The following is a 22,723-nucleotide window of genomic DNA, read 5'->3' as shown; positions in this document are numbered from 1 at the left end:
TTGGCCGGCGGCTGTTAGCCGCGGAGCCTGGTCATGGTGGGGTCGTAGAGCGGATCCGCCGTGACCGTGGCCTGGATGCGCCGGCCGAAGTACTCAATTTCAACCGAGTCACCAATCGAGACGGCGGCGGGCAGGTACGCGTAGGCGATCGGCTTGGCCACGGTGTAGCCGTACGCGGCGCTCGTGACGTAGCCAACTGCCTGGTCCTTGTAGAAGACAGGTTCCTTGCCCAGCACGATGCTGCGGCCGTCGTCGACCGTCAGGCAGCGCAGGCGCCGGGCAGAGTTTTCCTCGGTCCGGCCTTCCAGTGCTGCCTTGCCGACGAAGTCTTCCTTGGTCATCTTCACGGCGAAACCCAGTCCCGCTTCCAGCGGGTCGTGCTCGGTGGTCATGTCGGTGCCCCAGGAGCGGTAGCCCTTTTCCAGCCGCAGTGAGCTGAACGCGGCCCGGCCGGCAGCGATCACGCCGAACGGCTGTCCCGCCTTCCACAGTGCGTCCCACAGGCGCTGGCCGTTATCTGCGCTGGTGTACAGTTCCCAGCCCAGCTCGCCTACGTAGGACAGCCGCATGGCGGTGACGGTGACGCCGCCGATGACCACCTTCTTGGCCCGGAAGTAGCGCAGGCCGTCGTTGGAGAAGTCGTCGCTGCTGACGGTGCTGATGAGGTCCCGGGCGAGGGGTCCCCACAAGCCGATGCAGCAGGTCCCGCCAGTGGTGTCGCGGACCTGGACCCAGTCGCTGGCGGTTCCGTTTTCCGTTTGGTGGCGTGCAGCCCGCTCGAAGTAGGCAGTGTCGATGTTTCCGTTGGCTCCGAGCTGGAAGGTGTCTTCGCTCAGGCGGGCCACGGTGATGTCGCTCCGGATGCCGCCGGCGTGGTCCAGCAGGAGGGTGTAGGTGACGGCCCCGGGCTTCTTGGACATGTCGGCGGTAGTGAGCTCCTGCAGCAGCTTCATCGCTCCGGGACCGGAGACCTCAAGGCGCTTGAGCGGAGTCATGTCGTACATGGCCACCGCGGTGCGGGTCTTCCAGGCTTCGGCGGCGGCGATGGGGGAGCTGTACATCCCGGACCAGGCATCGCGTGCGGGCGGCTGCCATTCGTCCGGCATCTCCTTGAGGAGTTCGGCGTTGGCTTCGAACCAGTAGGGGCGTTCCCAGCCGCCGCCCTCCAGGAAGTAGCCGCCGAGCTGCTTGTGGCGGGCATGGAAGGGGCTGACCCGCAGGTTCCGCGGCGAGAGCTTGGGCTGCAGCGGGTGCATCACGTCGTAGATTTCCACGAAGTTCTGCTGGGACGTTTCGCTCACGTATTCGGGGGTCAGCTGGACGTCTTCGAAGCGGTGGATGTCGCAGTCGCCCAGGTCGATCTGGGACTTGCCTGTGGTGAGCAGTTCGGCCACGGCACGGGCGATGCCGGCGGAGTGCGTCACCCATACAGCCTCGGCCACGAAGAAGCCGTCCAATTCCTTGGACTCACCCACCAACGAACCGCCGTCCGGGGTGAACGAGAAGATGCCGTTGAAGCCGTCCTCGATTTCGCTTTCCCGAAGGGCCGGGAGCAGCTGTTTGGTGGCTTCCCAGGCCGGGAGGAAGTCTTCCAGCGTGAAGTCCAGGCGGGACGGCATGTTGTGTTCGCTGATGCTGCTGGGTTCGTAGTTGCCCAGTTCATCAAGGTCCACCGGCATGGGGCGGTGAGCATAGGAGCCGATTCCATAGCGCTCGCCGTGCTCACGGTAGTAAAGGTCCTGGTCCTGGTGGCGGAGGATGGGCAGGGCAGCGCCGTTGGGCAGTTCGTTCTTGCCCTTCTGGGCGGGCACTGGAGTGGTTTTGACGTACTGGTGTGCCAGCGGAAGGAGCGGGACGGACATCCCGATCATCTCGCCGATCTTGGCGCCCCAGAAGCCGGCGCAGGAGACGACGATATCGGCGGGGATAACGCCGTCGGACGTCTGGACACCTGTTACGCGGTGGTCAACTTGCTCGATCCCGGTCACGGTGGTGTTGCCCAAGTACCTGACGCCCGCGGCTTCGGTGCGCTTGATCAGCAACTGGACTGCGCGGGCGGCCAGGGCCAAGCCGTCGCTGGGGACGTGGAGGCCGCCGAGGATGTCTTCCTCATTGAGGAGCGGGTAGAGCTCTTTGCATTCCTCGCGGGAAAGGATCCGGCCTTCGATGCCCCATGACGCTGCGTACCCAAGCTTGCGCTTCAGGTCCGCGAGGCGCGTTTCCGTGGTGGCGACTTCCAGGCCGCCCACCTGGTTGAAGCAGCTTTGGCCATCCTCTTCGAGGGATAAAAGCTTTTCCACCGTGTACTTGGCGAAAAGTGCCATGGACTTTGAGGGGTTTGTCTGGAAGACAAGGCCGGGGGCGTGGGACGTGGAGCCGCCAGGCATGTTCAGGGGCCCCTGGTCCAGGACGGTGATGTTGTTCCAACCGCGCGCGACCAGTTCGTCGGCCAGGTTGGTGCCGACGATTCCCGCTCCAATAATCACAATGCTTGGCGTCGAAGCCATGTGGTTTCTCCTGCTGATTTTCGTGTGTTGTCTGAAGCTGATGTGGTGGTGCTGCTTACCGGAACACAACTGTGCTGGTCTGGTCCAGCAGCACACGGTGTTCGCAGTGCCACCGTACGGCGCGGGAGAGTGCCAGGGCTTCCGCGTCCTGCCCGACTGTCGAGAGTGCGGTGGGCCCGTAGCTGTGGTCCACCCGGATGACTTCCTGCTCGATGATTGGCCCTTCATCAAGTTCAGCAGTCACGTAGTGGGCAGTGGCGCCGACCAGTTTGACTCCACGATCGTACGCCTGGTGGTAGGGGCGTGCTCCCTTGAATCCGGGGAGGAAGGAGTGGTGGATGTTGATGGCCCGGCCTTCCAGGGAGCGGCAGAGGTCGTCGGAGAGCACCTGCATGTACCTGGCGAGCACTACGAGGTCGATGTTGTGCTCGTCGACGAGGTCCAGCAGGCGCTGTTCGGCGTCTGCCTTCGTCTCGGGGGTCACGGGAAGGTAAACGAAGGGCAGGCCGGCGGCATCGGCCATGGCACGGTGGGTTTCATGGTTGGAAACCACGAGCACGATGTCGCCGCCGAGGCTTCCGCCGCGCCAACGGAAGATCAGGTCATTGAGGCAGTGGCCGAACTTGGAGACCATCACCAGGATGCGCTGCTTGGTCTGGTCATGGAAGCTGAACTTCATCTCGAAGCGGTCCGCGATTGCACTGAACTCCTCCTCGAGCCTCTCCGGCGTGTACTCGGGGGAACCCGAGAATGCCGTGCGCAGGTGCAGCGTCTCGCGGAGGCCGTCATCGAACTGCTGGTGCTCTTCGATGTTGAAGCCGCGTTCGAAGAGAAAAGTGGTGACCGCCTGGACGATGCCGGCACGTTCGACGCACGACAGTGTGAGTACGAACTTCTGGGTCTGGTCTTTCACGTCGGGGTCGGTCTGAGCCAGCGTGCTGGTCGTTGAGTCTGTTGCCACCAGGGTCATGTCTCCTCCTTTGGGTATCTTCCCGTTAGATATATTTTCAAATGCGGTACTGATATATTACGGCTGGGAATCAGCGTATACTGGTCAGTGGGCGAGGTCAATAGCCTGTTTGGCTTGAAGGGAAAGGGTCCAGGTTATGGCAGTTGAAGCTGTGGCAATTGCGCAAGACGCGGTAAAGACGTCCTTGGCGGACATGGCGTACGGGCGCATCCGCGACCGGCTGCTCATGCTCGACATCAAACCTGGCGATCTGCTTAATGACGACCATCTCGCCAGGGACCTCGGCATGGGGCGGACCCCGGTGCGTGAGGCTTTGAAACGGCTTGAGCTTGACCGGCTGGTGGTTTCCTACCCGCGCAGGGGCACGTTTGCCACCCGGGTGGAGGTAACCGACCTTGCTTTCATTTCCGAAATCCGGACGCAGCTTGAACCGCTCGCCGCCTCCCGGGCCGCCCGGGTGGCCACTGAGGAGCAGCGGGAGCAGTTGCGCAGCGTGATGCGGGCCGTTGAGGCTTTCGATACCCAGGCGGCCCCTGTGGTGGAAACCCTTCGCCTGGATGCGCGCGTCCATCAGGGCATCTACGCAGCGGCAGGCAATCCCCACCTCGAAGACGTGCTGATCCGCTATGACAATCTCGCCACCCGCATCTGGTGCATGGTGCTGGATCGCCTCCCGGACCTCTCCCGCCACGTGCATGAGCATCTGGACCTGCTGGGCGCAGTGATTGACGGCGATGAAGCGCGGGCGGCTGACCTCGCGAGGACCCACGTCAGCGGCTTCGAGGACGCCGTCCGCAAGGCGCTCTTCACCTGACCTGAGCCTCCTTTCTGCACCCAAGGGAAGCGCGGCCCCCAAGCCGCGCTTCACGCATCTCCGTGCTGACTCGAAGAATCTGTTGACACTCATTGTGATGGATAGCATACTTGACTCACGAAACTAATATATCAACAGGATATTAGGTAGCAGAGGAGAAAAAATGGTCGACGTTCTGACCCGTACGCTCGCAGAGACCGATCCTGCGATCCACGCCGCCGTTCAGCAGGAGCTCCTGCGCCAGCAGGGCACGCTGGAAATGATCGCCTCCGAAAACTTTGCGCCGACTGCCGTGATGGAGGCGCAGGGATCCGTCCTGACCAACAAATACGCCGAAGGCTACCCGGGCAAGCGCTACTACGGCGGCTGCGAGCATGTTGATGTGGTGGAGCAGCTGGCCATCGACCGCCTCAAGTCATTGTTCGGCTCCGAGTTCGCTAACGTACAGCCCCACTCGGGTGCCCAGGCCAACGCGGCGGCGATGTTCGCCCTGATCCAGCCCGGCGACACCATCCTGGGGTTGAACCTCGCGCACGGCGGCCATCTGACCCACGGGATGCGGATCAACTTCTCCGGCAAGCTCTACAACGTGGTCCCGTACGGAGTCAACGAGGACTCCATGCTGATTGACATGGCTGAAGTGGAGCGCCTGGCGGTTGAGAACAAGCCGAAGCTGATGGTCGCCGGCTGGTCCGCTTACTCCCGGCAGCTGGACTTCGCCGAGTTCCGCCGTATCGCGGATCTGGTGGGCGCCTACCTGATGGTGGACATGGCACACTTCGCGGGCCTGGTGGCCGCCGGCCTCCACCCCAGCCCCGTGCCTCACGCCCACATCGTCACGAGCACCACCCACAAGACCCTTGGCGGCCCGCGCGGTGGCGTGATCCTGACCAACGACGCCGACATCGCCAAAAAGGTCAACTCCGCGGTCTTCCCGGGACAGCAGGGCGGCCCGCTGGAGCACGTCATTGCCGCGAAGGCAGTTGCGTTCAAGCTCGCCGCTGAGCCTGCCTTCCGCGACCGCCAGGAACGCACCCTTGAGGGTGCCCGCATCATCGCAGAACGCATACTGTCGGCCGATGTTGCAGAGTCCGGCGTGACCGTAGTCAGCGGTGGCACCGACGTTCACCTGGTCCTGGTGGACCTGCGCAATTCGGAACTGGACGGCCAACAGGGCGAAGACCGCCTGCACCGGATCGGAATCACGGTCAACCGCAACGCCGTGCCGTTCGACCCGCGTCCGCCGATGGTCTCTTCCGGTCTTCGTATCGGTACGCCGGCGCTGGCCACCCGCGGGTTCGGGAAGGCAGAATTCACCGAGGTCGCCGACATTATCGCTGCAGCACTCAAGCGCGAGTTCAGCGACGAGACCGCGGCAGAACTCCGGCAGCGGGTTGAAATCCTGGCCGGAAAGTTCCCCCTGTACCCCAACCTCTCCTCTGACGTGAACGAGGTGGCATGATGGCTGATGTGCTTCCCGAGCACCCGGAATTCCTCTGGCGGAACCCCGAGCCCAAGTCCTCCTATGACGCCGTGATTGTGGGCGGCGGCGGGCACGGCCTGGCCACCGCCTACTTCCTGGCCAAGAACCACGGCATGACCAACATCGCGGTCCTGGAAAAGGGCTGGCTGGCCGGCGGCAACATGGCCCGGAACACCACCATCATCCGCTCCAACTACCTCTGGGACGAGAGCGCTGCCATCTACGAGCACGCCCTCAAGCTCTGGGAAATCCTGCCTGAGGAGCTGGAGTACGACTTCCTCTTCAGCCAGCGCGGCGTGATGAACCTAGCCCACACCCTCGGTGACGTCCGCGAAAGCATGCGCCGCGTCGGAGCCAACAAGCTCAACGGCGTGGACGCCGAGTGGTTGGACCCGCAGCAGGTCAAGGAACTCTGCCCCATCCTGAACATCAGCGACAACATCCGCTACCCCGTCATGGGCGCCACCTACCAGCCGCGCGCAGGCATCGCCAAGCACGACCACGTGGCCTGGGCCTTCGCCCGCAAGTGCGACGAAATGGGCGTGGACATCATCCAGAACTGCGAAGTCACCGGCTTCGTCAAGGACGGCAACCGCGTGGTGGGCGTCAAGACCAACCGCGGCACCATCAACACTGAAAAGGTTGGCCTCGCCGCCGCCGGACACAGCTCGGTCCTGGCCGAGATGGCCGGCTTCCGCCTCCCCATCCAGTCCCACCCGCTGCAGGCGCTGGTTTCCGAACTGCACGAGCCGGTCCACCCCACGGTGGTGATGTCCAACCACGTTCACGTTTACGTGTCCCAGGCCCACAAGGGCGAACTGGTGATGGGCGCCGGTGTCGATTCCTACAACGGTTACGGCCAGCGCGGTTCCTTCCACGTGATCGAGCACCAGATGGCCGCCGCCGTCGAACTCTTCCCCATCTTCGCCCGGGCACACGTGCTCAGGACCTGGGGCGGCATCGTGGACACCACACTGGATGCCTCCCCGATCGTGGGCAACACCCCGGTGGAAAACATGTTCGTGAACTGCGGCTGGGGGACCGGCGGCTTCAAGGGCACGCCGGCCGCGGGCCTCACCTTTGCGCACAACATCGCCACGGGATCGCCCCACGAACTGAACAAGCCGTTCTCGCTGGAGCGTTTCGAAACCGGCGCGCTGATCGACGAACACGGCGCCGCCGCCGTGGCCCACTAGAAGAGAGTCTGGACATGCTCCTCATTTCATGCCCCAACTGCGGCTCCCGTGACGAGACCGAGTTCCACTACGGCGGCCAGGCCCACGTGGCCTATCCGGAAAACCCGAACGAACTGACCGACCGGGAATGGGCCGAGTACCTGTTCTACCGGGACAACACCAAGGGCGCGTTCGCCGAGCGCTGGCTGCACAGCACCGGCTGCCGCCAGTGGTTCAACATGCTCCGGGACACGGTCACCTACGAGATCCAGGCGGTCTACCCGATGGGTTCGCCCCGGCCGGATGCCGCTGGCAAGCCGACCACCGAAACCGGCACTGCCAGCACCGCCGCTGACAGCACCACCACAGGGACTGCAGCCCCGGACATTTCCGGCACCAGCAGCGCCCCCGCCAGCCCCACCGCCCCGGAAGGAGCAACCAAGTGACTTCCCAGAATGCCCGCCTCGCCGCCGGCGGACGCATCGACCGCACCGTCTCCTGGCGTTTCACGGTGGACGGCGAAGAGTTCACCGGCCACCCCGGCGATACCCTCGCCTCCGCCCTGATCGCCAACGGCCGGATCGCCGCCGGCAACTCGCTCTATGAGGACCGTCCCCGCGGCGTCATGTCCGCTGGAGTGGAGGAAGCCAACGCCCTGGTCAAGGTGCAGCCGCGCTTCCCCGGCCACGTGGCCGAATCCATGCTCCCCGCCACCACCGTCACCCTGGTGGACGGGCTCAAGGCGGAGTACCTGAACGGCCTCGGCAAACTGGATCCGGCAGATGACCGCGCCGAGTACGACAAGAAGTACGTCCACACCGACGTACTGGTCATCGGCGGAGGCCCCGCCGGCCTGGCAGCGGCCCGCGAGGCAGTCCGCAGCGGCGCCCGGGTGATGCTGCTGGACGACCAGCCCGAACTGGGCGGTTCGCTCCTCTCCGGCTCCACCGCCCCTGAACTGGCTGAAACCATCGAAGGCAAGCCGGCCCTGGAGTGGGTGGCGGACGTCGAGGCCGAGCTGGTCTCCGGCGCCGAATCCACCGTGCTGAACCGCACCACCGCCTTCGGTGCCTACGACGCCAACTACGTCATCGCCGTGCAGAACCGCACCGACCACCTGTCTTCCCCCGCGGCATCCGGGGTCTCCCGGCAGCGGATTTGGCACATCCGTGCCAACCAGGTGGTGCTCGCTCCCGGCGCCCACGAACGCCCGCTGGTGTTCGAGAACAATGACCGCCCGGGCATCATGCTCGCCTCCGCTGTCCGCAGCTACCTCAACCGCTATGCAGTGGCACCTGGCCAGCGCGTGGTCATCAGCACCACCAACGACAGCGCCTTCGCCCTGGCCGCGGACCTGCGCGCCGCCGGCGTCAAGGTTGCGGCCGTCGTGGACGCACGCCCGCAGCTCACCGCCGTGGCAGCTGCCGCCGTCGAGGCCGGCACCCGCGTGCTGATCGGCAGCGCGGTGGTCAACACCAGCGCCGACGGCACCGGCACCGGCACAGACGCTGGCCGCCTGGATGGCGTCACCGTCCGCAGCATTAACGACGACGACGAACTCACCTCGGGCGTCGAGCAGATCGCCTGCGACCTGCTGGCTGTGTCCGGCGGCTGGAGCCCGTTGGTGCACCTGCACTCCCAACGGCAGGGCAAGCTGCGCTGGGACGACGACCTGGCCGCCTTCGTGCCCAGCACCGTGGTCCCCAACCAGCAGATCATCGGCTCGGGCCGCGGCAGCTTTGACCTCGCGGACTGCCTCGCCGAAGGGGTCTCCGCCGGCGCTTCAGCCGCAATCGCCGCGGGCTTCAGCACCAGCATCCAGCCCGCCCAGCTCAGCGAGCCGAAGGCCTCTGCCCCCACCCGCCAGCTCTGGCTGGTCCCGGGTGAGCAGGGCACCCCGGACGACTGGCACCACCACTTCGTGGACTTCCAGCGCGACCAGTCAGTAGCTGACGTCCTCCGCTCCACCGGGGCCGGCATGCGGTCCGTTGAGCACATCAAGCGGTACACCTCCATCAGCACCGCCAACGACCAGGGCAAGACCTCGGGCGTCAATGCGATCGGCGTGATCGCCGCTGCGCTCCGGACAGCGGGCGAAGCCTCCCGCGGCATCGGCGACATCGGCACCACCACCTACCGCGCACCCTTCACCCCGGTGGCGTTCGCGGCATTGGCCGGACGGCAGCGCGGCGAACTGTTCGACCCCGCCCGCGTCACGTCCATCCACCCGTGGCACGTCGCCAAGGGAGCCCTGTTCGAGGACGTCGGGCAGTGGAAGCGGCCCTGGTACTACCCGCAGGCCGGGGAGGACATGGACGCTGCTGTGCTGCGCGAGTGCGCCGCCGTCCGCGATTCCGTCGGCTTCATGGATGCCACCACCCTGGGCAAGATCGAGATCCGGGGCAAGGACGCCGGCGAATTCCTGAACAGGATCTACACCAACGCGTTCAAGAAGCTCGCGCCCGGTTCGGCACGCTACGGCGTGATGTGCACTCCAGACGGCATGATCTTCGACGACGGCGTGACCCTGCGGCTGGACGAGGACCGCTACTTCATGACCACCACCACCGGCGGCGCCGCCAAGGTGCTGGACTGGCTGGAGGAATGGCTCCAGACGGAGTGGCCGGAACTGGACGTGCACTGCACCTCCGTAACCGAACAGTGGAGCACCATTGCCGTCGTCGGGCCCAAATCACGCGCCGTCCTCGCCAAGGTGGCACCGGAACTGGCCGCGAACGGCGGGCTCGAAACCGACGCCTTCCCGTTCATGACCTTCCGCGAAACCACCCTCGCCTCCGGTGTCCGCGCCCGGGTCTGCCGGATCTCGTTCTCCGGGGAACTGGCCTACGAGATCAACGTGCCGTCCTGGTACGGGCTGAACACGTGGGAGGCCGTGGCCGCCGCCGGCGCCGAATTCAGCATCACCCCCTACGGCACCGAAACCATGCACGTGCTCCGCGCGGAGAAGGGCTACCCGATCGTCGGCCAGGACACTGACGGCACCGTCACCCCGCAGGACGCGGGAATGGAATGGATCGTCTCCAAGGCCAAGGACTTCATCGGCAAGCGCTCCTACGCCCGGGTTGACGGACAGCGGGAGGACCGCAAGCACCTGGTCAGCGTCCTGCCTGTTGACGGCAGCATCCGGTTGCCGGAAGGCACCCAGCTGGTGGAGAAGGGCCGCTCCACCAATCCCGCCTACGGGCCGGTTCCGATGGAAGGCTTCGTCACCTCCAGCTACCACAGCGCAGCACTGGGCAGGTCATTCGGCCTGGCACTGATCAAGAACGGCCGCAACCGGATCGGTGAAACGCTGGTGGCAGCCGCCGGCGACCAGCTGGTGGACGTCGTCGTAGGCGAAACCGTACTTTTTGACACCGAAGGGACCCGCAAAGATGGCTGAAACAGCAGCACCCGCAACCTCCTACGAGAAGAACCTCTCCCTCCGTGTCAGCCCCGCCGCACAGCTTCGCGAAGCCTTTGAAACCGGTTCCGTGCGCGGCGTGGTGGAACTGTCCGAGGTGCCCTTCCTGACCATGGTGGGCCTCCGGGTGGACAGGGACAGTGCCGCCGGACAGCGCGTAGCTTCCGTCACTGGCGGCCTGCCCGCAGCCTGCGGCGCCGTCAACGGCACCGGCGCCACCTCGGTGTTGTGGCTCGGACCCGAAGAGTTCCTGGTGGTGGCACCGACGGACGCACACGAGTCCCTCGGCGGCGACCTGATCCAGGCACTGCGCGAGTCCCTGGCGGACGGCGAAGGCCAGGTGGTGGACCTTTCCGCCAACCGCACCACCTTCGAACTCACCGGCCCACGGGCGCGCGCCGTCCTGGAAAAGGGCTGCTCCCTGGACCTGCACCCCCGCGTCCTCAGGGCCGGAACGGCGCTGTCCACCGAGATCGGCAACATCCCCGTGGTGCTGTGGAAGACCGGCGAAGAGTCCTTCCGGATCTTCCCCCGCGCCTCGTTCGCCGATTTCCTGGGCCGCTGGCTCCTCGACGCGATGCGGGAGTACGCCTCCCCTGAGGTCCCCTAAATGGCGCTCAGTGTCCTGGACCTGTTTTCCGTTGGCATCGGGCCCTCGTCGTCACACACGGTGGGCCCGATGCGGGCAGCGAAGTTGTTCGCCGACGGACTCAAAGGCGACGGACACCTGAGCTCCACTACGCGGGTCCAGGCCGAACTGTTCGGATCCCTTGGCGCCACCGGGCGGGGCCACGGCTCGGACAAAGCCGTGGTCCTGGGTTTCAAGGGTTTGGATCCTGAAACCGTGGACACCTCCACCGCCGATGACCAGGTGGCAGCCGCCGCCCTGGACGCCGAACTTTGGATCGACGGCGGCCACCGGGTGGACTTCAACTGGGACGAGGACGTGGTGCTGCACCGGCGCAAGACCCTCCCGGCGCACCCGAACGGGATGACGTTCCGGGCGCTGGACCATTCAGGGGCCGTGCTGAGCGAACGAAGCTTCTATTCCATTGGGGGCGGCTTCGTGGTTGACGGGGACGCAGACGCCGGCGACCGCGTGGTGGCCGACTCCACAGTCCTTCCCTACCCGTTCAACACCGCGGACGAGCTCCTGGAAATCTGCAGCCGCGAAGGCATGTCCATCTCCGACGTGATGCTCGCCAACGAGCTGGTGTGGCGGACCGAAGCGGAGCTGCGGGAAAAACTGCTGGGACTCTGGGCGGTGATGCGCGAGTGCGTGGACAACGGCTGCGCCGCGGAAGGAATCCTTCCCGGCGGGCTCAATGTCCGCCGCCGCGCGCCGTCGTTATTCCAGACCTTGACGGCGGACAAAGGCGAGACGGACCCGCTGCGGGCCATGGAATGGGTGAACCTGTTCGCGCTGGCGGTTAACGAGGAGAACGCGGCCGGGGGCCGCATCGTCACGGCCCCCACCAACGGTGCCGCGGGCATCGTCCCGGCGGTACTGCACTACTACGTGAAGTTTGTACCCGGCGCCAACGACGACGGCGTGGTCCGCTTCATGCTCGCTGCGGCCGCCGTCGGGATCCTGTTCAAGATCAACGCCTCCATCTCGGGCGCCGAGGTGGGCTGCCAGGGTGAGGTGGGCTCCGCCTGCTCCATGGCCGCCGCCGGGCTCTGCGAAGTGCTGGGCGGCACGCCTGCCCAGGTGGAAAACGCCGCCGAGGTGGGCATTGAACACAACCTGGGCCTGACGTGCGACCCGGTGGGCGGGCTGGTGCAGATCCCCTGCATCGAACGCAACGCCATCGCCAGCGTCAAAGCCATCAACGCCGCCCGCCTGGCCCTGCACGGCGACGGCAGCCACAAGGTCTCCCTGGACAAAGCCATCAAAACGATGCGCGAAACAGGAGCCGACATGAAAACCAAGTACAAGGAAACCTCCCGCGGAGGCCTCGCCGTGAACGTCATCGAGTGCTGAACCGCTGAAGTTGCCTCCAGCCCCGGGTGTCCATGGATGCCCGGGGCTCTTTACCGTAAACACAGCTGCCTGCCTGCTTAGGCGCCCGGCCCCTTTTGGAGCGAGAAATGACCAGAAAACCACTCCCGTACGAGCCCACTGTCCTCACAGGCGGCAGCCGCGTGAAGCGGGGTATGGCCGAGATGCTCAAGGGCGGCGTCATCATGGACGTCGTCAATGTCGAACAGGCCCGCATCGCCGAAGACGCGGGTGCCGTGGCCGTGATGGCCCTGGAACGCGTTCCAGCCGATATCCGCGCCCAGGGCGGCGTGTCCCGCATGTCCGATCCGGACATGATCGATGCGATCATCGACGCCGTGTCCATCCCTGTCATGGCCAAGGCCCGGATCGGCCACTTCGTTGAGGCCCAGGTCCTGCAGTCACTGGGCGTGGACTACATTGACGAGTCCGAAGTCCTGACCCCGGCCGATTACGTCAACCACATTGACAAGTGGAACTTCACCGTTCCCTTCGTCTGCGGCGCCACCAACCTCGGTGAGGCACTGCGCCGCATCAACGAGGGCGCGGCCATGATCCGCTCCAAGGGCGAGGCCGGCACCGGCGATGTTTCCAACGCCACCGGCCACATGCGCCAGATCCGTTCCGAGATCGCCAAGCTCGCCGCGCTTCCCGAAGACGAGCTGTACGTCGCGGCGAAGGAACTGCAGGCTCCGTACGAACTGGTCAAGGAAGTTGCTGCAACCGGCAAGCTTCCCGTGGTGCTGTTCACCGCCGGCGGCATCGCCACCCCGTCCGACGCTGCCATGATGATGCAGCTCGGCGCTGACGGTGTTTTCGTGGGCTCCGGCATCTTCAAGTCCGGCAACCCCGCGCAGCGTGCAGCCGCCGTTGTGAGGGCAACTGCATATTATGACGATCCGGACGTCATCGCTGCGGTTTCGCGGGGCCTGGGCGAAGCCATGGTGGGCATCAACGTGGACGAGATCGCGCAACCCCACCGCCTCGCTGAGCGGGGCTGGTAGGCAATGACATCTGTGGCGACATGTCCAGCCGACATTAACTCTGGGAATGCCGGGGATCCCGTGCCCTAAGAACAGACCTGCCGGGGCGCAGGTGCGGCCGCGGACCATGTGCTGGTCCGCGGCCGCAGATGTTGGTGCTCCCGAGGGCTGGAGACTCCGTCTAGGCGTCGATCACCATATCGGTGCGCGCGGTGGAGCAGCAAGGCAGGAACTTGCCAGCGGTGATTTCCCGTGCCCGGATACCGCCCTGGTGGTTCATCTCGACCTCTCCGGAAAGCTTGACCACCTTGCAGGAACCGCACATGCCTTCCTTGCAGTTGGCGCCTATCCGGACGCCCGCGCGCTGGGCCACCTCAAGGATGTGCTCCTCAGGGTCGATCCGCACGTTGATTCCGGTGCGCATGAAGGACAGGGTGAGGCTTCCCGTTCCCACGGTGTCGAAGCTGGATGCGTCGGGGGTCCCGGCCTCCGACGCGGCCGTGCCTGCAACGGCTGCCTCTGTAGAAGCCGGTGCACCCGCGTCGGCGTTTTCCAGCGGCAGCCCCGTGGCCTGCAGGGTTCCATTCTCGTCGTAGCCGGGCTCGTAAAGCCCGAACGCGGCGGGCTGGCTTTCGTAGTAGTCCTCGGCAGAATCCGCGATTTCCTCAGCGATCTCCTCAGCGATGTCCGATGCAAGGGCGATCTCTGCCTGGTATTCGAGGAGGGTCTGCCGGTCACCTGAGAAGAACTCCACGTAGATGGAGGTGTCGTCGACGCCCACCTTCTTGAGCAGCTCAGTGGCGGTGTTCAGGTAACCCTCGGGGCCGCAGGCGTACACCTGCCGGCCGTTTGCGTCCGGGGCCACCTCCTCGATCATGGCTGAGGTCAGCCTTCCGCTGAACCCTTCCCAGTCCTCGGGCCTGCCGCGGTCGCCCAGGGCGTAGAAGACGTTGACGCGGGAGTCCACGGAAGCGATGTAGGCCAGCTCCCTGTGGAAGGCAAAGCCGCCGGCTTCCGCGCCGTGGTAAAGCACCACAACGTCGGCGGTCCCGGGCAGGGAGTGGATGGTCCGCAACATCGACATAATGGGGGTGATGCCCGCGCCGGCGGCCAGGAAGAGGTACCGGGCGCGCCTGTCGGCATCGGGCAGGTGGAATGCCCCAACGGGTCCCAGCATGTCCAGGACGGTGCCGGGCCTGACGTGCTCGTGCACCCACGGTGAAACCAGTCCGCCGGAGTCGCGCTTGACGGTAACGCTGAAGGTCCACGGTTTCGTGGGCGAACTGGACAGCGAGTAGCTGCGGTCCACCGGCTCCTGGTCCTCACCGTTGACCGGGAAGGCGATGTTCACGTACTGGCCGGGACGGAACGCCAGCGGCGCACCGTCGCAGCGGCGGAACACGAAGGTCATCATGCCGCCGGCCTCGGGAACGGTCTCGACGCATTCAGCCATGAACTCCTGCGGATGCCACGGGCCCAGGGCCCGGGCAGCGCTGGCGGGTCCTTCGATGCTGCCCATCACCCTGTTCCACGGCATCTCAAGGCCGCGGATACGCTGTGGTTCCCGGACGGGCGTCTCAGTGAGGACGTCAATCATGCCAAGTGCTCCTGCACACGCTGGACGTACCAGTTGATGAAGGCCTCCACCTGGTATTCGCTCTTCATGTACGGGCCGGGCTCGTAGGCGGGGCTGGCGGCACCCTGCTGGCACAGTTCCACGAACGCCTTGTCCTGCAGGTTGGTCTGCTTCCAGGTGTAGGTGAGCTTGTCGAGGTCGTAGTCCACGCCCTCCACGGCGTCGTCCGCCACCAGCCAGGTGGTGCGGACCAGCGACTGGTGTTCGTTGATGGGGAAGACGCCGAAGGTGATGACGTGGTCGCCGAGGAAATGGAACCAGCTGTTGGGCTGCAGGTGCATGGAGCAGCGGCCCAGGCGGAAGTCCGGCAGGTCGCCGAGCAGCTTCTTGGAGAGCCGGCGCCCGTCAGCGGAGAAGGATTCGCCTTCACCGTCCAGGGACTCGCGGGAGATGCGGATTCCGGCAATGCGGGTGTCGAGTTCCTCGACGACCTCGTAGGGCAGTCCGTAGCGGCGGCAGCGCTCCTCGAGGGAGGCCTGGGCTTCCTTGTTGCGGTCCCACACTTCCTCGAGGTGGGTGGGGATCAGGCCCTCGGTCAGGCCCCAGGTGGGGAAGAGGGAGCAGGCCAGCTCCGGGTGGCCGTCGCAGTGGTAGCACTCACGGTTGTTCTCCATGACGAGCTTCCAGTTGCCCTCTTCGATGATGTTCTGCTGGTAGGCGATCTTCGTCTTGGACAGGTCGTGGGGCGCGAGGTAGGGCTCGAAGATCTTTGACGTTTCGTCAAAGTCGGCGGGCGGTTCGTTGGCAATGCAGACGAAGATGAGGCCGGCAACCTCACGGCTGTGCGCGCGCTTGAGGGCGAAGCAGTTCTTGTCGAACTTGGCTTCACCGGGAGCGGAGGCGTGGATCAGGTTGCCCTCCGGGGAGTAGGTCCAGGAGTGGTAGCCGCAGACCAGGTTTCCGGTGGAACCGGCAGCTTCCGTGAGGACGCGGGCACCGCGGTGGCGGCACACGTTGTGCAGCACGTTCACGCCTCCGTCGTCGTTGCGCAGCACGATCAGGGAGTAGGGGCCGTAGTCGACAGTGATGTAGTCGCCCGGCTCCGGCAGCTCGGCAACGCTGCCGGCAAAGATCCAGTGCTGGCCGAAGATGGCTTCCATGTCGATCTTGAAGACCGACGGGTCGGTGTAGAAGGGTGCATCGAGGGAATACCCATTGCGCCGGAACGCGAACAACTCGGTAATCTCCGCCAGCTGCTCTGCAGGCAAAGATGAAGCGAGTTTTCCGCGCGAATTGAGGGGTACGTTCACTTGAGTAGACATGTATTTCCTCCCGGGAGGGCTGAGTAACTGGTGGACTCCGGGGACCACGAAGCGGGTGGGGTGACCGGCGTTACGAAAAGCTTCTAGTCACGAGATTAGGGACGATCGATCTGCAACAAAAGCGCAAGATTTAGGAAATAACCCTGCATAATGAGTGCATGATTGATCCACGGCTAATAACACTTCGGGTGTTTGCCCGGTGTGGCACCGTTGGTGCCACCGCGGAGCTTACCGGCTACTCTCCCTCCGCCGTCTCCGCGCAATTGCGGGAGCTCCAGCGTGTGCTTGGAATGCAGCTGCTGACGAAGGACGGCCGGGGGGTGCGGCTGACGGCCACAGGCCGCTATCTGGTGGAGGGGTCGGACGCGCTCATTTCGGAATGGGAGAGCTTGCGCGCCGCCGCCATGCAGGCCGGAGACCAGGTGCAGTCCAGGTTTGGGCTTGGCGGATTCTCCACTGCGGCGGCACAGCTGCTCGCGCCGCTGGCCGCCACCCTGCGCTCGACACGCCCCCTGTTGGAGGTGCAGGTACTCGAGGCTGACCCGGCCCGCTGCTTCGACTTGTTGGTTGCGGAACGAATCGACCTCGCCGTCATCGTCGCGATGCAGTCCGACACCTATATTGAGGACGACCCGCGCTTCGAGCAGACCGTTCTGCTGGACGATCCGCTGGACGTAATCATTCCTTCCGACCATCCGCTGGCATCGCGGGAAACGGTGACGCTCGAAGAGCTGGCGTCCGATCCCTGGATCACCGAGGCCGCCGGTTCCACTTACCATGCCCTGTTCACCGCGGCGTTCACGGCAGTCGGGGTGACACCGAGGATTGCTCATGAGGCCGTTGAATGGGAAACCCAGATCGCCTTCGTCGGTGCGGGCCTGGGTGTAGGCCTGCTGCCGCGGCTGGCGCCCCTGCACAACGCCGAAAACGTGATCAGACTGCGCATTACGGGCAAGGGAAAACCCGCCCGCCGTATTGTCGCTGCGGTACGTAAGGGCAGCATCACTTCGCCCCTGATCCAGGAGTCGCTCGGCATCCTGCAGGTCACCGCCAACAGGATACTCACGGCCCGGCTTGACGACGATCTCTGAGCCTGGATGGCCGCGATTCGTCGCCGGCAGGCCAGCCTACTTCATGCCTGGTCTGAAGGGGCAGGCTGATGGTTGCCATCGTCGTGGCTGCTGGACCAGATCTGGCTCATCTCTTCCGTAGATTGCTCCACGATCCTGCTCATGGCCGTATGCGCTGCAGCGGCCTCCCCGCGCTGGATGGCGCTGGCGACATCCACGTGCAGCTGCAGGGCTTCGTGATGGGGAAGATGCGGCATTAATCCGTGTTCCGTCCGGCCTGTCAGGACCTCGGTCACGAGGTTCTGCAGTTGGGCGAACATGGCGTTGCCTGAGGCCTTGAGCACGGCTGCATGGAACTCCACGTCAAGCTGGAGGAATTCCTCCTGGTCCCCTTGCTGGCCTGCCGCCCACAACCGTGCTGCAAGGGCTACAAGTTCACTGCCGGCATCCCAGCCGACGCGTCCGGCCGCGAGGCGGGCCGCCTGTGGTTCAACCGCGCCACGCAGCTCATTCAGCGACTGCAGCTGCTCCAGCCGGCGGGACGAGGCAAGCCGCCACCGGATCACCTCCGGATCGTAGAGGTTCCAGGCTTCTTCCGGTTGAACTACAGTGCCGAAGCGGCGCCGGGATTCCAGCATGCCCTTGGAGGAAAGCACCCGGGCTGCCTCCCGCACCACTGACCGCGATACTTTCTGCTGCTCCTCGAGCTCATCGAGCCGCAGGATGGAGTGCGGGGCGAGACGCCCGTCGGCAATGGCAAGACCCAAGGTATGTACCAACGCCGCGTGCCGGTCCGTAGAGGAGGCCACCTTCGGGATTCTCATTCGTAAATCATACTGCCGGGTAGAAAGGGCTTGTCTAAGTCTGACTTATGAGCCTATGCTCACACTCAGAGCAGACGTAAAGAAGCGTCCGCGCCCCCGGCTGGCAGGCCGGCCATTGGAATAAGGGAGTCGTAATGAAGCGACGTGCAGTAATGAAGTACGCGGCAGTGGCCGCAGCGCTTTCGCTCGGGCTGACCGCCTGCAGCGGTGGCGGCGGCAGCAATGACGCCAAGGAATCGGGAACCGTCCGGGTCACCTTGGCCAACCACGTCTGGACCGAAGGCATCAAGGCCGCCATCCCCGAATTCGAGCAGTCCAGCGGCCTCAAGGTGGAACTGACCCAGCTCGGCGAAGACCAGCTCTCCGACCAGTACAACGTCAAGCTCAACGCCGGCAGCGATGAGATCGATGTGATGATGTACCGCCCCCTCCAGGAGGGCAAGGCGTTCGCCAAGAACGGCTACCTGGCCGATTTGACCGACAAGGTCTCCTCGGATTCCGGCTGGGACTGGAAGGATTACCAGGAAGGCCCGGTCAAGGCCACCACCGTTGACAACAAGGTGGTTGGCGTCCCGATCATCACTGAGCGCGAAGTCCTCTACTACCGCAAGGACCTGCTCCAGACGGCGGGCCTCCAGGTTCCCAAGACCATGGAGGAGCTCGAAGCCGCAGCCAAGACCATTAAGGCCGCCAACCCGGACGTGGCAGGGTTCATCGCCCGCACCGGCAAGTCCGCAGCCGTCACCCAGTTCTCGAGCTTCCTCTACAGCTTCGGCGGCGACTTCACCGATTCCAGCGGCAAATCGGCCGTGAACTCGGACGCCGCCAAGAAGGCCTACGGCTACTACGGCGGCCTGATCAGGAACTACGGTCCCGCCAACGTCAGCACCGACATGAGCTGGCCTGAGGCAATGGCCATCTTCACCCAGGGCAAGGCCGCTTTCTACACGGAGGCAGACTCGCTCTACAAGAACGCCACTGATCCGGCCAAGTCCAAGGTGGCTGACACGGTTGGGTTCGCGCCGCTCCCGGCAGGTCCCGCCGGTTCCAAGCCCTACAACATCCCGTCCTGGGGCCTGGCCGTGAACGAGGCTTCCAGCAACCAGGAGAACGCCTGGAAGTTCATCCAGTGGGCCACCAGCAAGGAACGCACCTTGGCCGCGCAGAAGGCCGGTGTCCCCGGACCCCGCGCGTCTGTCTGGTCCAACGCGGAAGGCACCTCCACCTACCCCAAGGACCTCGCAGATGCCATCGCGGTCAGCGCCAAGAACGGCGTAGGCCATGACCGGCCCCAGGTTGTCACGGTAGGCAAGGCCCGCGAAATCGTGGGCGAGCCCATCGTCGCCAGCATCACCGGCGCCGACGCCTCCTCGGCAGCTGATTCGGCCCATGACGCCTTCCAGAAGTTCCTGGACAGCGAAAAGAAGTAGCAGGCGCCGCGCTTGAAACCCGTGAAGCGCATCAAGAGCTCTGCGGGACGGCACCTGAGTGCCGTCCCGCAGGCTCCCGCTCTTACCTCACCCCAACTCTTAGGTGAACCATGTCTGTATTGAACGCCCCCGGCAGCGCCCCGGCCCGAAGCGCCGGCCGGCCTCCCAGCAGGAGCGGAAACTTTTCCGCCTGGGCCAACCGGCACCGCAAATGGCTTTTTGCCGCCCCTGCCATGATCTTCGTCGGGGTCCTGATCGTCTTTCCGCTCGCCTGGACCCTTTACCTGAGCCTTACCGATTCGCAGGGCTCGGTCCGCGCCAAAACGGACTTCATCGGGTTCGAAAACTACCTGACAGTCCTCAAGGATACGGAGCGGTTCTGGCCGGCCGTGGGCCGTACTTTGTCCTTCACGGGCGTTGCGCTGGTCTGCGAAGTAGTGCTGGGAATGGGCGTTGCGCTGCTTCTCTGGCGCCCCTTCCGGGGTGAAAAGTGGGTCCGGGTGGCAATCCTCCTGCCGTTGGTGGCCACCCCGGTTGCCGTGGGCATGATGTGGCGCCTGATCTTTGATCCGAACATCGGCTTCGCCAACCAGCTGCTGGGCATGATCGGCATCCCGCCGCAGCCCTGGCTCTCGGGCCAGGACACCGCCCTCGGAACCACCATCTTTATGGACGTGTGGCAGTGGACCCCCATGGTGGTGCTGATCCTTCTGGCCGGCCTGACCTCACTGTCCGACGAGCCCGACGAGGCTGCGAGGGTGGACGGCGCCAACTCCTTCCAGCGCTTCTTCCTCATCACCCTGCCGCTGATGATGCCCACCGTTATTGTCGCCATCCTGCTGCGCGGCATCGATGCGCTGAAGACCTTCGACATCCTGTACGCCACCAAGGGCAAGGGCGGCGGATCCTTCCACGAGGTGGAGACCCTGAACGTCTACGCCTACGGCCTGAGCTTCGACTACAACCAGTACGGGCTGTCCTCAGCGGTGCTGATCCTGTTCTTTATGATCATCATCGGCTCCATGTGGCTGCTGACCATGCGCAAGAAAGCGGTAAGCAAATGACCGTCGCAACGCCCCGCCAAACCTCCGCCTCGGCACCCCAGGTGATCCACCGCCGCCGGAAGCCCCTGCCCACCCGCCTTTACAAGCTCTTCCGTGTGGTGGCGCTCATCGTTGTGGTGCTGTTCCTGATCGCCCCGTTGTTCTGGATGCTGCTTGCCTCCTTTAAGACCAACGTGGACATCTACGACACCGGCAAGGCTTTGTTTTTCTCGCCCACGGGGGAGAACTACGCCAACGTGCTGCAGCGGAACAACTATTTCATCTTTATCTTCAACAGCTTCTGGGTGGCCTTCGTATCCACCGCGCTGTCTATCGTTCTTGGCGTTCCGGCGGCCTATGCCATGAGCCGGTTCACCATGCACCGCTCGGCCCTGGTGGTCCTGATGGCCCGCGTTATCCCGGGCGTATCGCTGCTGGTGCCGTGGTACTACGTGTTTTCCAACCTGCGGATGGTGGGCAAATTCGAGGTGCTGATCCTCAGCCACATGTTCGTGGCACTGCCGCTGATCGTCTACATCATGATGAGCTACTTCGATTCCCTGCCGCTCGAGCTCGAGGAGTCGGCACAGGTGGACGGACTGACACCCATTGGTGCGTTCCGCCTCATCACCTTGCCTCTCGCCGTCTCCGGAATCGCCACCGCCGGCATCCTGTCCTTCATCTTCTCCTGGAACAACTTCATGTTTGCCCTGGTGCTCTCCGGGTCCAATACCAAGACGCTGCCGGTGGCCATCTTCGACTTCGTCTCCTATGCCAGCATCGACTGGGGCGGACTCATGGCCGCCGCCACGGTGGTCACCATTCCGATCATGATCATTGCGCTGTTCACGCAGAAGTACATCGTCTCCGGCCTCACCGCCGGCGCCACCAAGGGTTAAGCAACGAATGACATTCATCAGCAGGATTGAAACCTTCCTCGTGGCCCCGCGCTGGCTCTTCGTGCGCATCGAGACGGACAGCGGGATCGTGGGCTGGGGCGAAGCCACGTGCGAGGGCCGCAGCGAAACCGTCCGCACCGCCGTCGTGCAGCTTTCCGAGCTGCTGATCGGCCAAGATGCGCTCCGGATCGAGGACCACTGGCAGGTGATGACCAAGGGCTCCTTTTACCGGGGAGGGCCCATCCTGGCCAGTGCCGTCTCAGGCCTGGACCAGGCACTGTGGGACATCGCCGGCAAGCACTTCAACACCCCCGTGCACCAGCTCCTCGGCGGGCACGTCCGCGACCGCATCCGGATGTACGGCTGGGTGGGCGGCGACGAACCGAACGAGGTCGCCGACCAGATCAGCGCACAGCTGGAAGTGGGGCTTACCGCCGTCAAGATGAATGCGAGCGGCCGGATGAGCCCCATCGCCTCGGTGGCAGAGCTCGACGGCGTCGTCCGCCGGGTGGCTGCCGCCCGCGAGGTGCTGGGCGAGCACAGGGACGTGGCAGTGGACTTCCACGGCCGCTTCAGCCTGGCCAATGCCCGCCGCGTGGCGCCGCTGCTCGAACCGTACCGTCCGTTCTTCCTCGAAGAGCCCGTGGTCCCGGAGAACACGCACCTTCTCCGGGAGTTCACCTCCTCCACCACCACACCGGTCTCCAGCGGCGAGCGGCTGTACAGCAGGCAGGAATTCCTGCCCGCACTGCAGGCAGGAATCGCTGTGGCCCAGCCGGATCTCTCCCATGCCGGCGGCATCACCGAGGTCCGCAAAATCGCCTCTTTGGCGGAAATTTACGAGGTCCAGCTGGCGCCGCATTGCCCCCTGGGACCGCTGGCACTGGCCGCCTGCCTCCAGGTGGGGTTCGCCACCCCCAACTTCCTGATCCAGGAACAGAGCATCGGCATCCACTACAACCAGGGCGCTGAGGTCCTGGATTACGTAGTGGACAAAACCCCCTTGAAGTTTGTGGACGGGCACATTGAACGGCTCACGGGCCCTGGCCTGGGCATAGAGATCGATGAGGCGGTGGTCCGCGCCGCAGACAAGCGCGGGCATGCATGGCGCGGCCCGGTCTGGCGCCAGCCGGACGGTGCATTCGCCGAATGGTGACAGCCCGAATCCCGGGCACGGAGATGGACACCCCTATCAAGGAGA

General features: G+C 64.7%; 18 protein-coding genes. 13 read left to right on the top strand and 5 right to left on the bottom strand.

Annotated features, from left to right (window positions below; translation table 11 throughout):
* Positions 1 to 14: 14 nt before the first annotated feature.
* Together AC5RVY_RS08345 and purU are read right to left on the bottom strand one after the other, a co-directional pair.
* A complete protein-coding gene (locus AC5RVY_RS08345; protein WP_493954222.1) occupies positions 15 to 2,507 on the bottom strand; it encodes a GcvT family protein in 2,493 nt (830 codons plus the stop codon).
* A gap of 55 nt (positions 2,508 to 2,562) precedes the next feature.
* Positions 2,563 to 3,477 carry a formyltetrahydrofolate deformylase gene (gene purU, locus AC5RVY_RS08340; RefSeq protein WP_493954221.1) on the bottom strand — a complete coding sequence of 305 codons (915 nt, stop codon included), beginning with the start codon at positions 3,475 to 3,477 and terminating at the stop codon, positions 2,563 to 2,565.
* Positions 3,478 to 3,613: 136 nt separating this feature from the next.
* On the opposite strand from purU, the gene AC5RVY_RS08335 reads away from it, so the two are divergent.
* From AC5RVY_RS08335 to pdxS, 8 genes are all read left to right on the top strand, one after another.
* Positions 3,614 to 4,291, top strand: coding sequence for a GntR family transcriptional regulator (locus AC5RVY_RS08335; RefSeq protein WP_493954220.1), 678 nt, complete (start codon positions 3,614 to 3,616; stop codon positions 4,289 to 4,291).
* 163 nt (positions 4,292 to 4,454) lie between these two features.
* The gene (glyA, locus tag AC5RVY_RS08330) at positions 4,455 to 5,753 is read left to right on the top strand and encodes a serine hydroxymethyltransferase (protein ID WP_493954219.1); all 1,299 of its coding nucleotides are present in this window, start codon (positions 4,455 to 4,457) and stop codon (positions 5,751 to 5,753) included.
* Positions 5,750 to 6,970 (top strand): sarcosine oxidase subunit beta family protein, encoded by a 1,221-nt coding sequence (locus AC5RVY_RS08325; RefSeq protein ID WP_493954218.1) that lies wholly within the window; start codon positions 5,750 to 5,752, stop codon positions 6,968 to 6,970. Before glyA ends, AC5RVY_RS08325 begins: the two co-directional genes overlap by 4 nt.
* Positions 6,971 to 6,984: 14 nt before the next feature.
* A complete protein-coding gene (locus tag AC5RVY_RS08320; RefSeq protein ID WP_493954217.1) occupies positions 6,985 to 7,395 on the top strand; it encodes a sarcosine oxidase subunit delta in 411 nt (136 codons plus the stop codon).
* A complete protein-coding gene (locus tag AC5RVY_RS08315) occupies positions 7,392 to 10,352 on the top strand; it encodes a 2Fe-2S iron-sulfur cluster-binding protein (RefSeq protein ID WP_493954216.1) in 2,961 nt (986 codons plus the stop codon). The genes AC5RVY_RS08320 and AC5RVY_RS08315 overlap by 4 nt, the downstream gene beginning before the upstream one ends.
* Positions 10,345 to 10,983, top strand: a complete 639-nt coding sequence (locus AC5RVY_RS08310) for a sarcosine oxidase subunit gamma (RefSeq protein WP_493954215.1) — start codon at positions 10,345 to 10,347, stop codon at positions 10,981 to 10,983. Before AC5RVY_RS08315 ends, AC5RVY_RS08310 begins: the two co-directional genes overlap by 8 nt.
* On the top strand, positions 10,984 to 12,357 hold the full coding sequence (locus AC5RVY_RS08305) for an L-serine ammonia-lyase (RefSeq protein WP_493954214.1): 1,374 nt from the start codon (positions 10,984 to 10,986) through the stop codon (positions 12,355 to 12,357).
* A gap of 107 nt (positions 12,358 to 12,464) precedes the next feature.
* The gene (pdxS, locus tag AC5RVY_RS08300; RefSeq protein WP_493954213.1) at positions 12,465 to 13,379 is read left to right on the top strand and encodes a pyridoxal 5'-phosphate synthase lyase subunit PdxS; all 915 of its coding nucleotides are present in this window, start codon (positions 12,465 to 12,467) and stop codon (positions 13,377 to 13,379) included.
* 160 nt (positions 13,380 to 13,539) lie between these two features.
* Here the strand turns inward: pdxS and AC5RVY_RS08295 are convergent, their stop codons facing one another.
* Both AC5RVY_RS08295 and AC5RVY_RS08290 read right to left on the bottom strand, forming a co-directional pair.
* Positions 13,540 to 14,955, bottom strand: a complete 1,416-nt coding sequence (locus AC5RVY_RS08295; RefSeq protein WP_493954212.1) for a ferredoxin reductase — start codon at positions 14,953 to 14,955, stop codon at positions 13,540 to 13,542.
* A complete protein-coding gene (locus tag AC5RVY_RS08290) occupies positions 14,952 to 16,256 on the bottom strand; it encodes an aromatic ring-hydroxylating oxygenase subunit alpha (RefSeq protein WP_493954211.1) in 1,305 nt (434 codons plus the stop codon). Before AC5RVY_RS08290 ends, AC5RVY_RS08295 begins: the two co-directional genes overlap by 4 nt.
* A gap of 158 nt (positions 16,257 to 16,414) precedes the next feature.
* Here AC5RVY_RS08290 and AC5RVY_RS08285 point away from each other — a divergent pair, with 158 nt between their 5' ends.
* A complete protein-coding gene (locus AC5RVY_RS08285) occupies positions 16,415 to 17,347 on the top strand; it encodes a LysR family transcriptional regulator (RefSeq protein ID WP_493954210.1) in 933 nt (310 codons plus the stop codon).
* 41 nt (positions 17,348 to 17,388) lie between these two features.
* Here AC5RVY_RS08285 and AC5RVY_RS08280 read toward each other — a convergent pair whose 3' ends face one another.
* A complete protein-coding gene (locus AC5RVY_RS08280) occupies positions 17,389 to 18,150 on the bottom strand; it encodes a FadR/GntR family transcriptional regulator (RefSeq protein WP_493954209.1) in 762 nt (253 codons plus the stop codon).
* Between the two features lie 134 nt (positions 18,151 to 18,284).
* Between AC5RVY_RS08280 and AC5RVY_RS08275 the strand changes: the two genes are divergently transcribed.
* From AC5RVY_RS08275 to dgoD, 4 genes are all read left to right on the top strand, one after another.
* Entirely contained in the window at positions 18,285 to 19,580 is a 1,296-nt protein-coding gene (locus tag AC5RVY_RS08275; RefSeq protein ID WP_493954208.1) for an ABC transporter substrate-binding protein, read from the top strand.
* Between the two features lie 110 nt (positions 19,581 to 19,690).
* Entirely contained in the window at positions 19,691 to 20,644 is a 954-nt protein-coding gene (locus tag AC5RVY_RS08270) for a carbohydrate ABC transporter permease (protein WP_493954207.1), read from the top strand.
* Positions 20,641 to 21,522 carry a carbohydrate ABC transporter permease gene (locus AC5RVY_RS08265; RefSeq protein ID WP_493954206.1) on the top strand — a complete coding sequence of 294 codons (882 nt, stop codon included), beginning with the start codon at positions 20,641 to 20,643 and terminating at the stop codon, positions 21,520 to 21,522. The genes AC5RVY_RS08270 and AC5RVY_RS08265 overlap by 4 nt, the downstream gene beginning before the upstream one ends.
* Positions 21,523 to 21,529: 7 nt before the next feature.
* Complete coding sequence (gene dgoD / locus AC5RVY_RS08260; protein WP_493954205.1) at positions 21,530 to 22,678, top strand: galactonate dehydratase; 1,149 nt, start codon at positions 21,530 to 21,532, stop codon at positions 22,676 to 22,678.
* The last annotated feature ends 45 nt before the right edge of the window (positions 22,679 to 22,723 follow it).

The organism is Arthrobacter sp. Ha26, from assembly GCF_059091705.1.
This window is presented reverse-complemented; position numbering and strand designations above follow the sequence as displayed.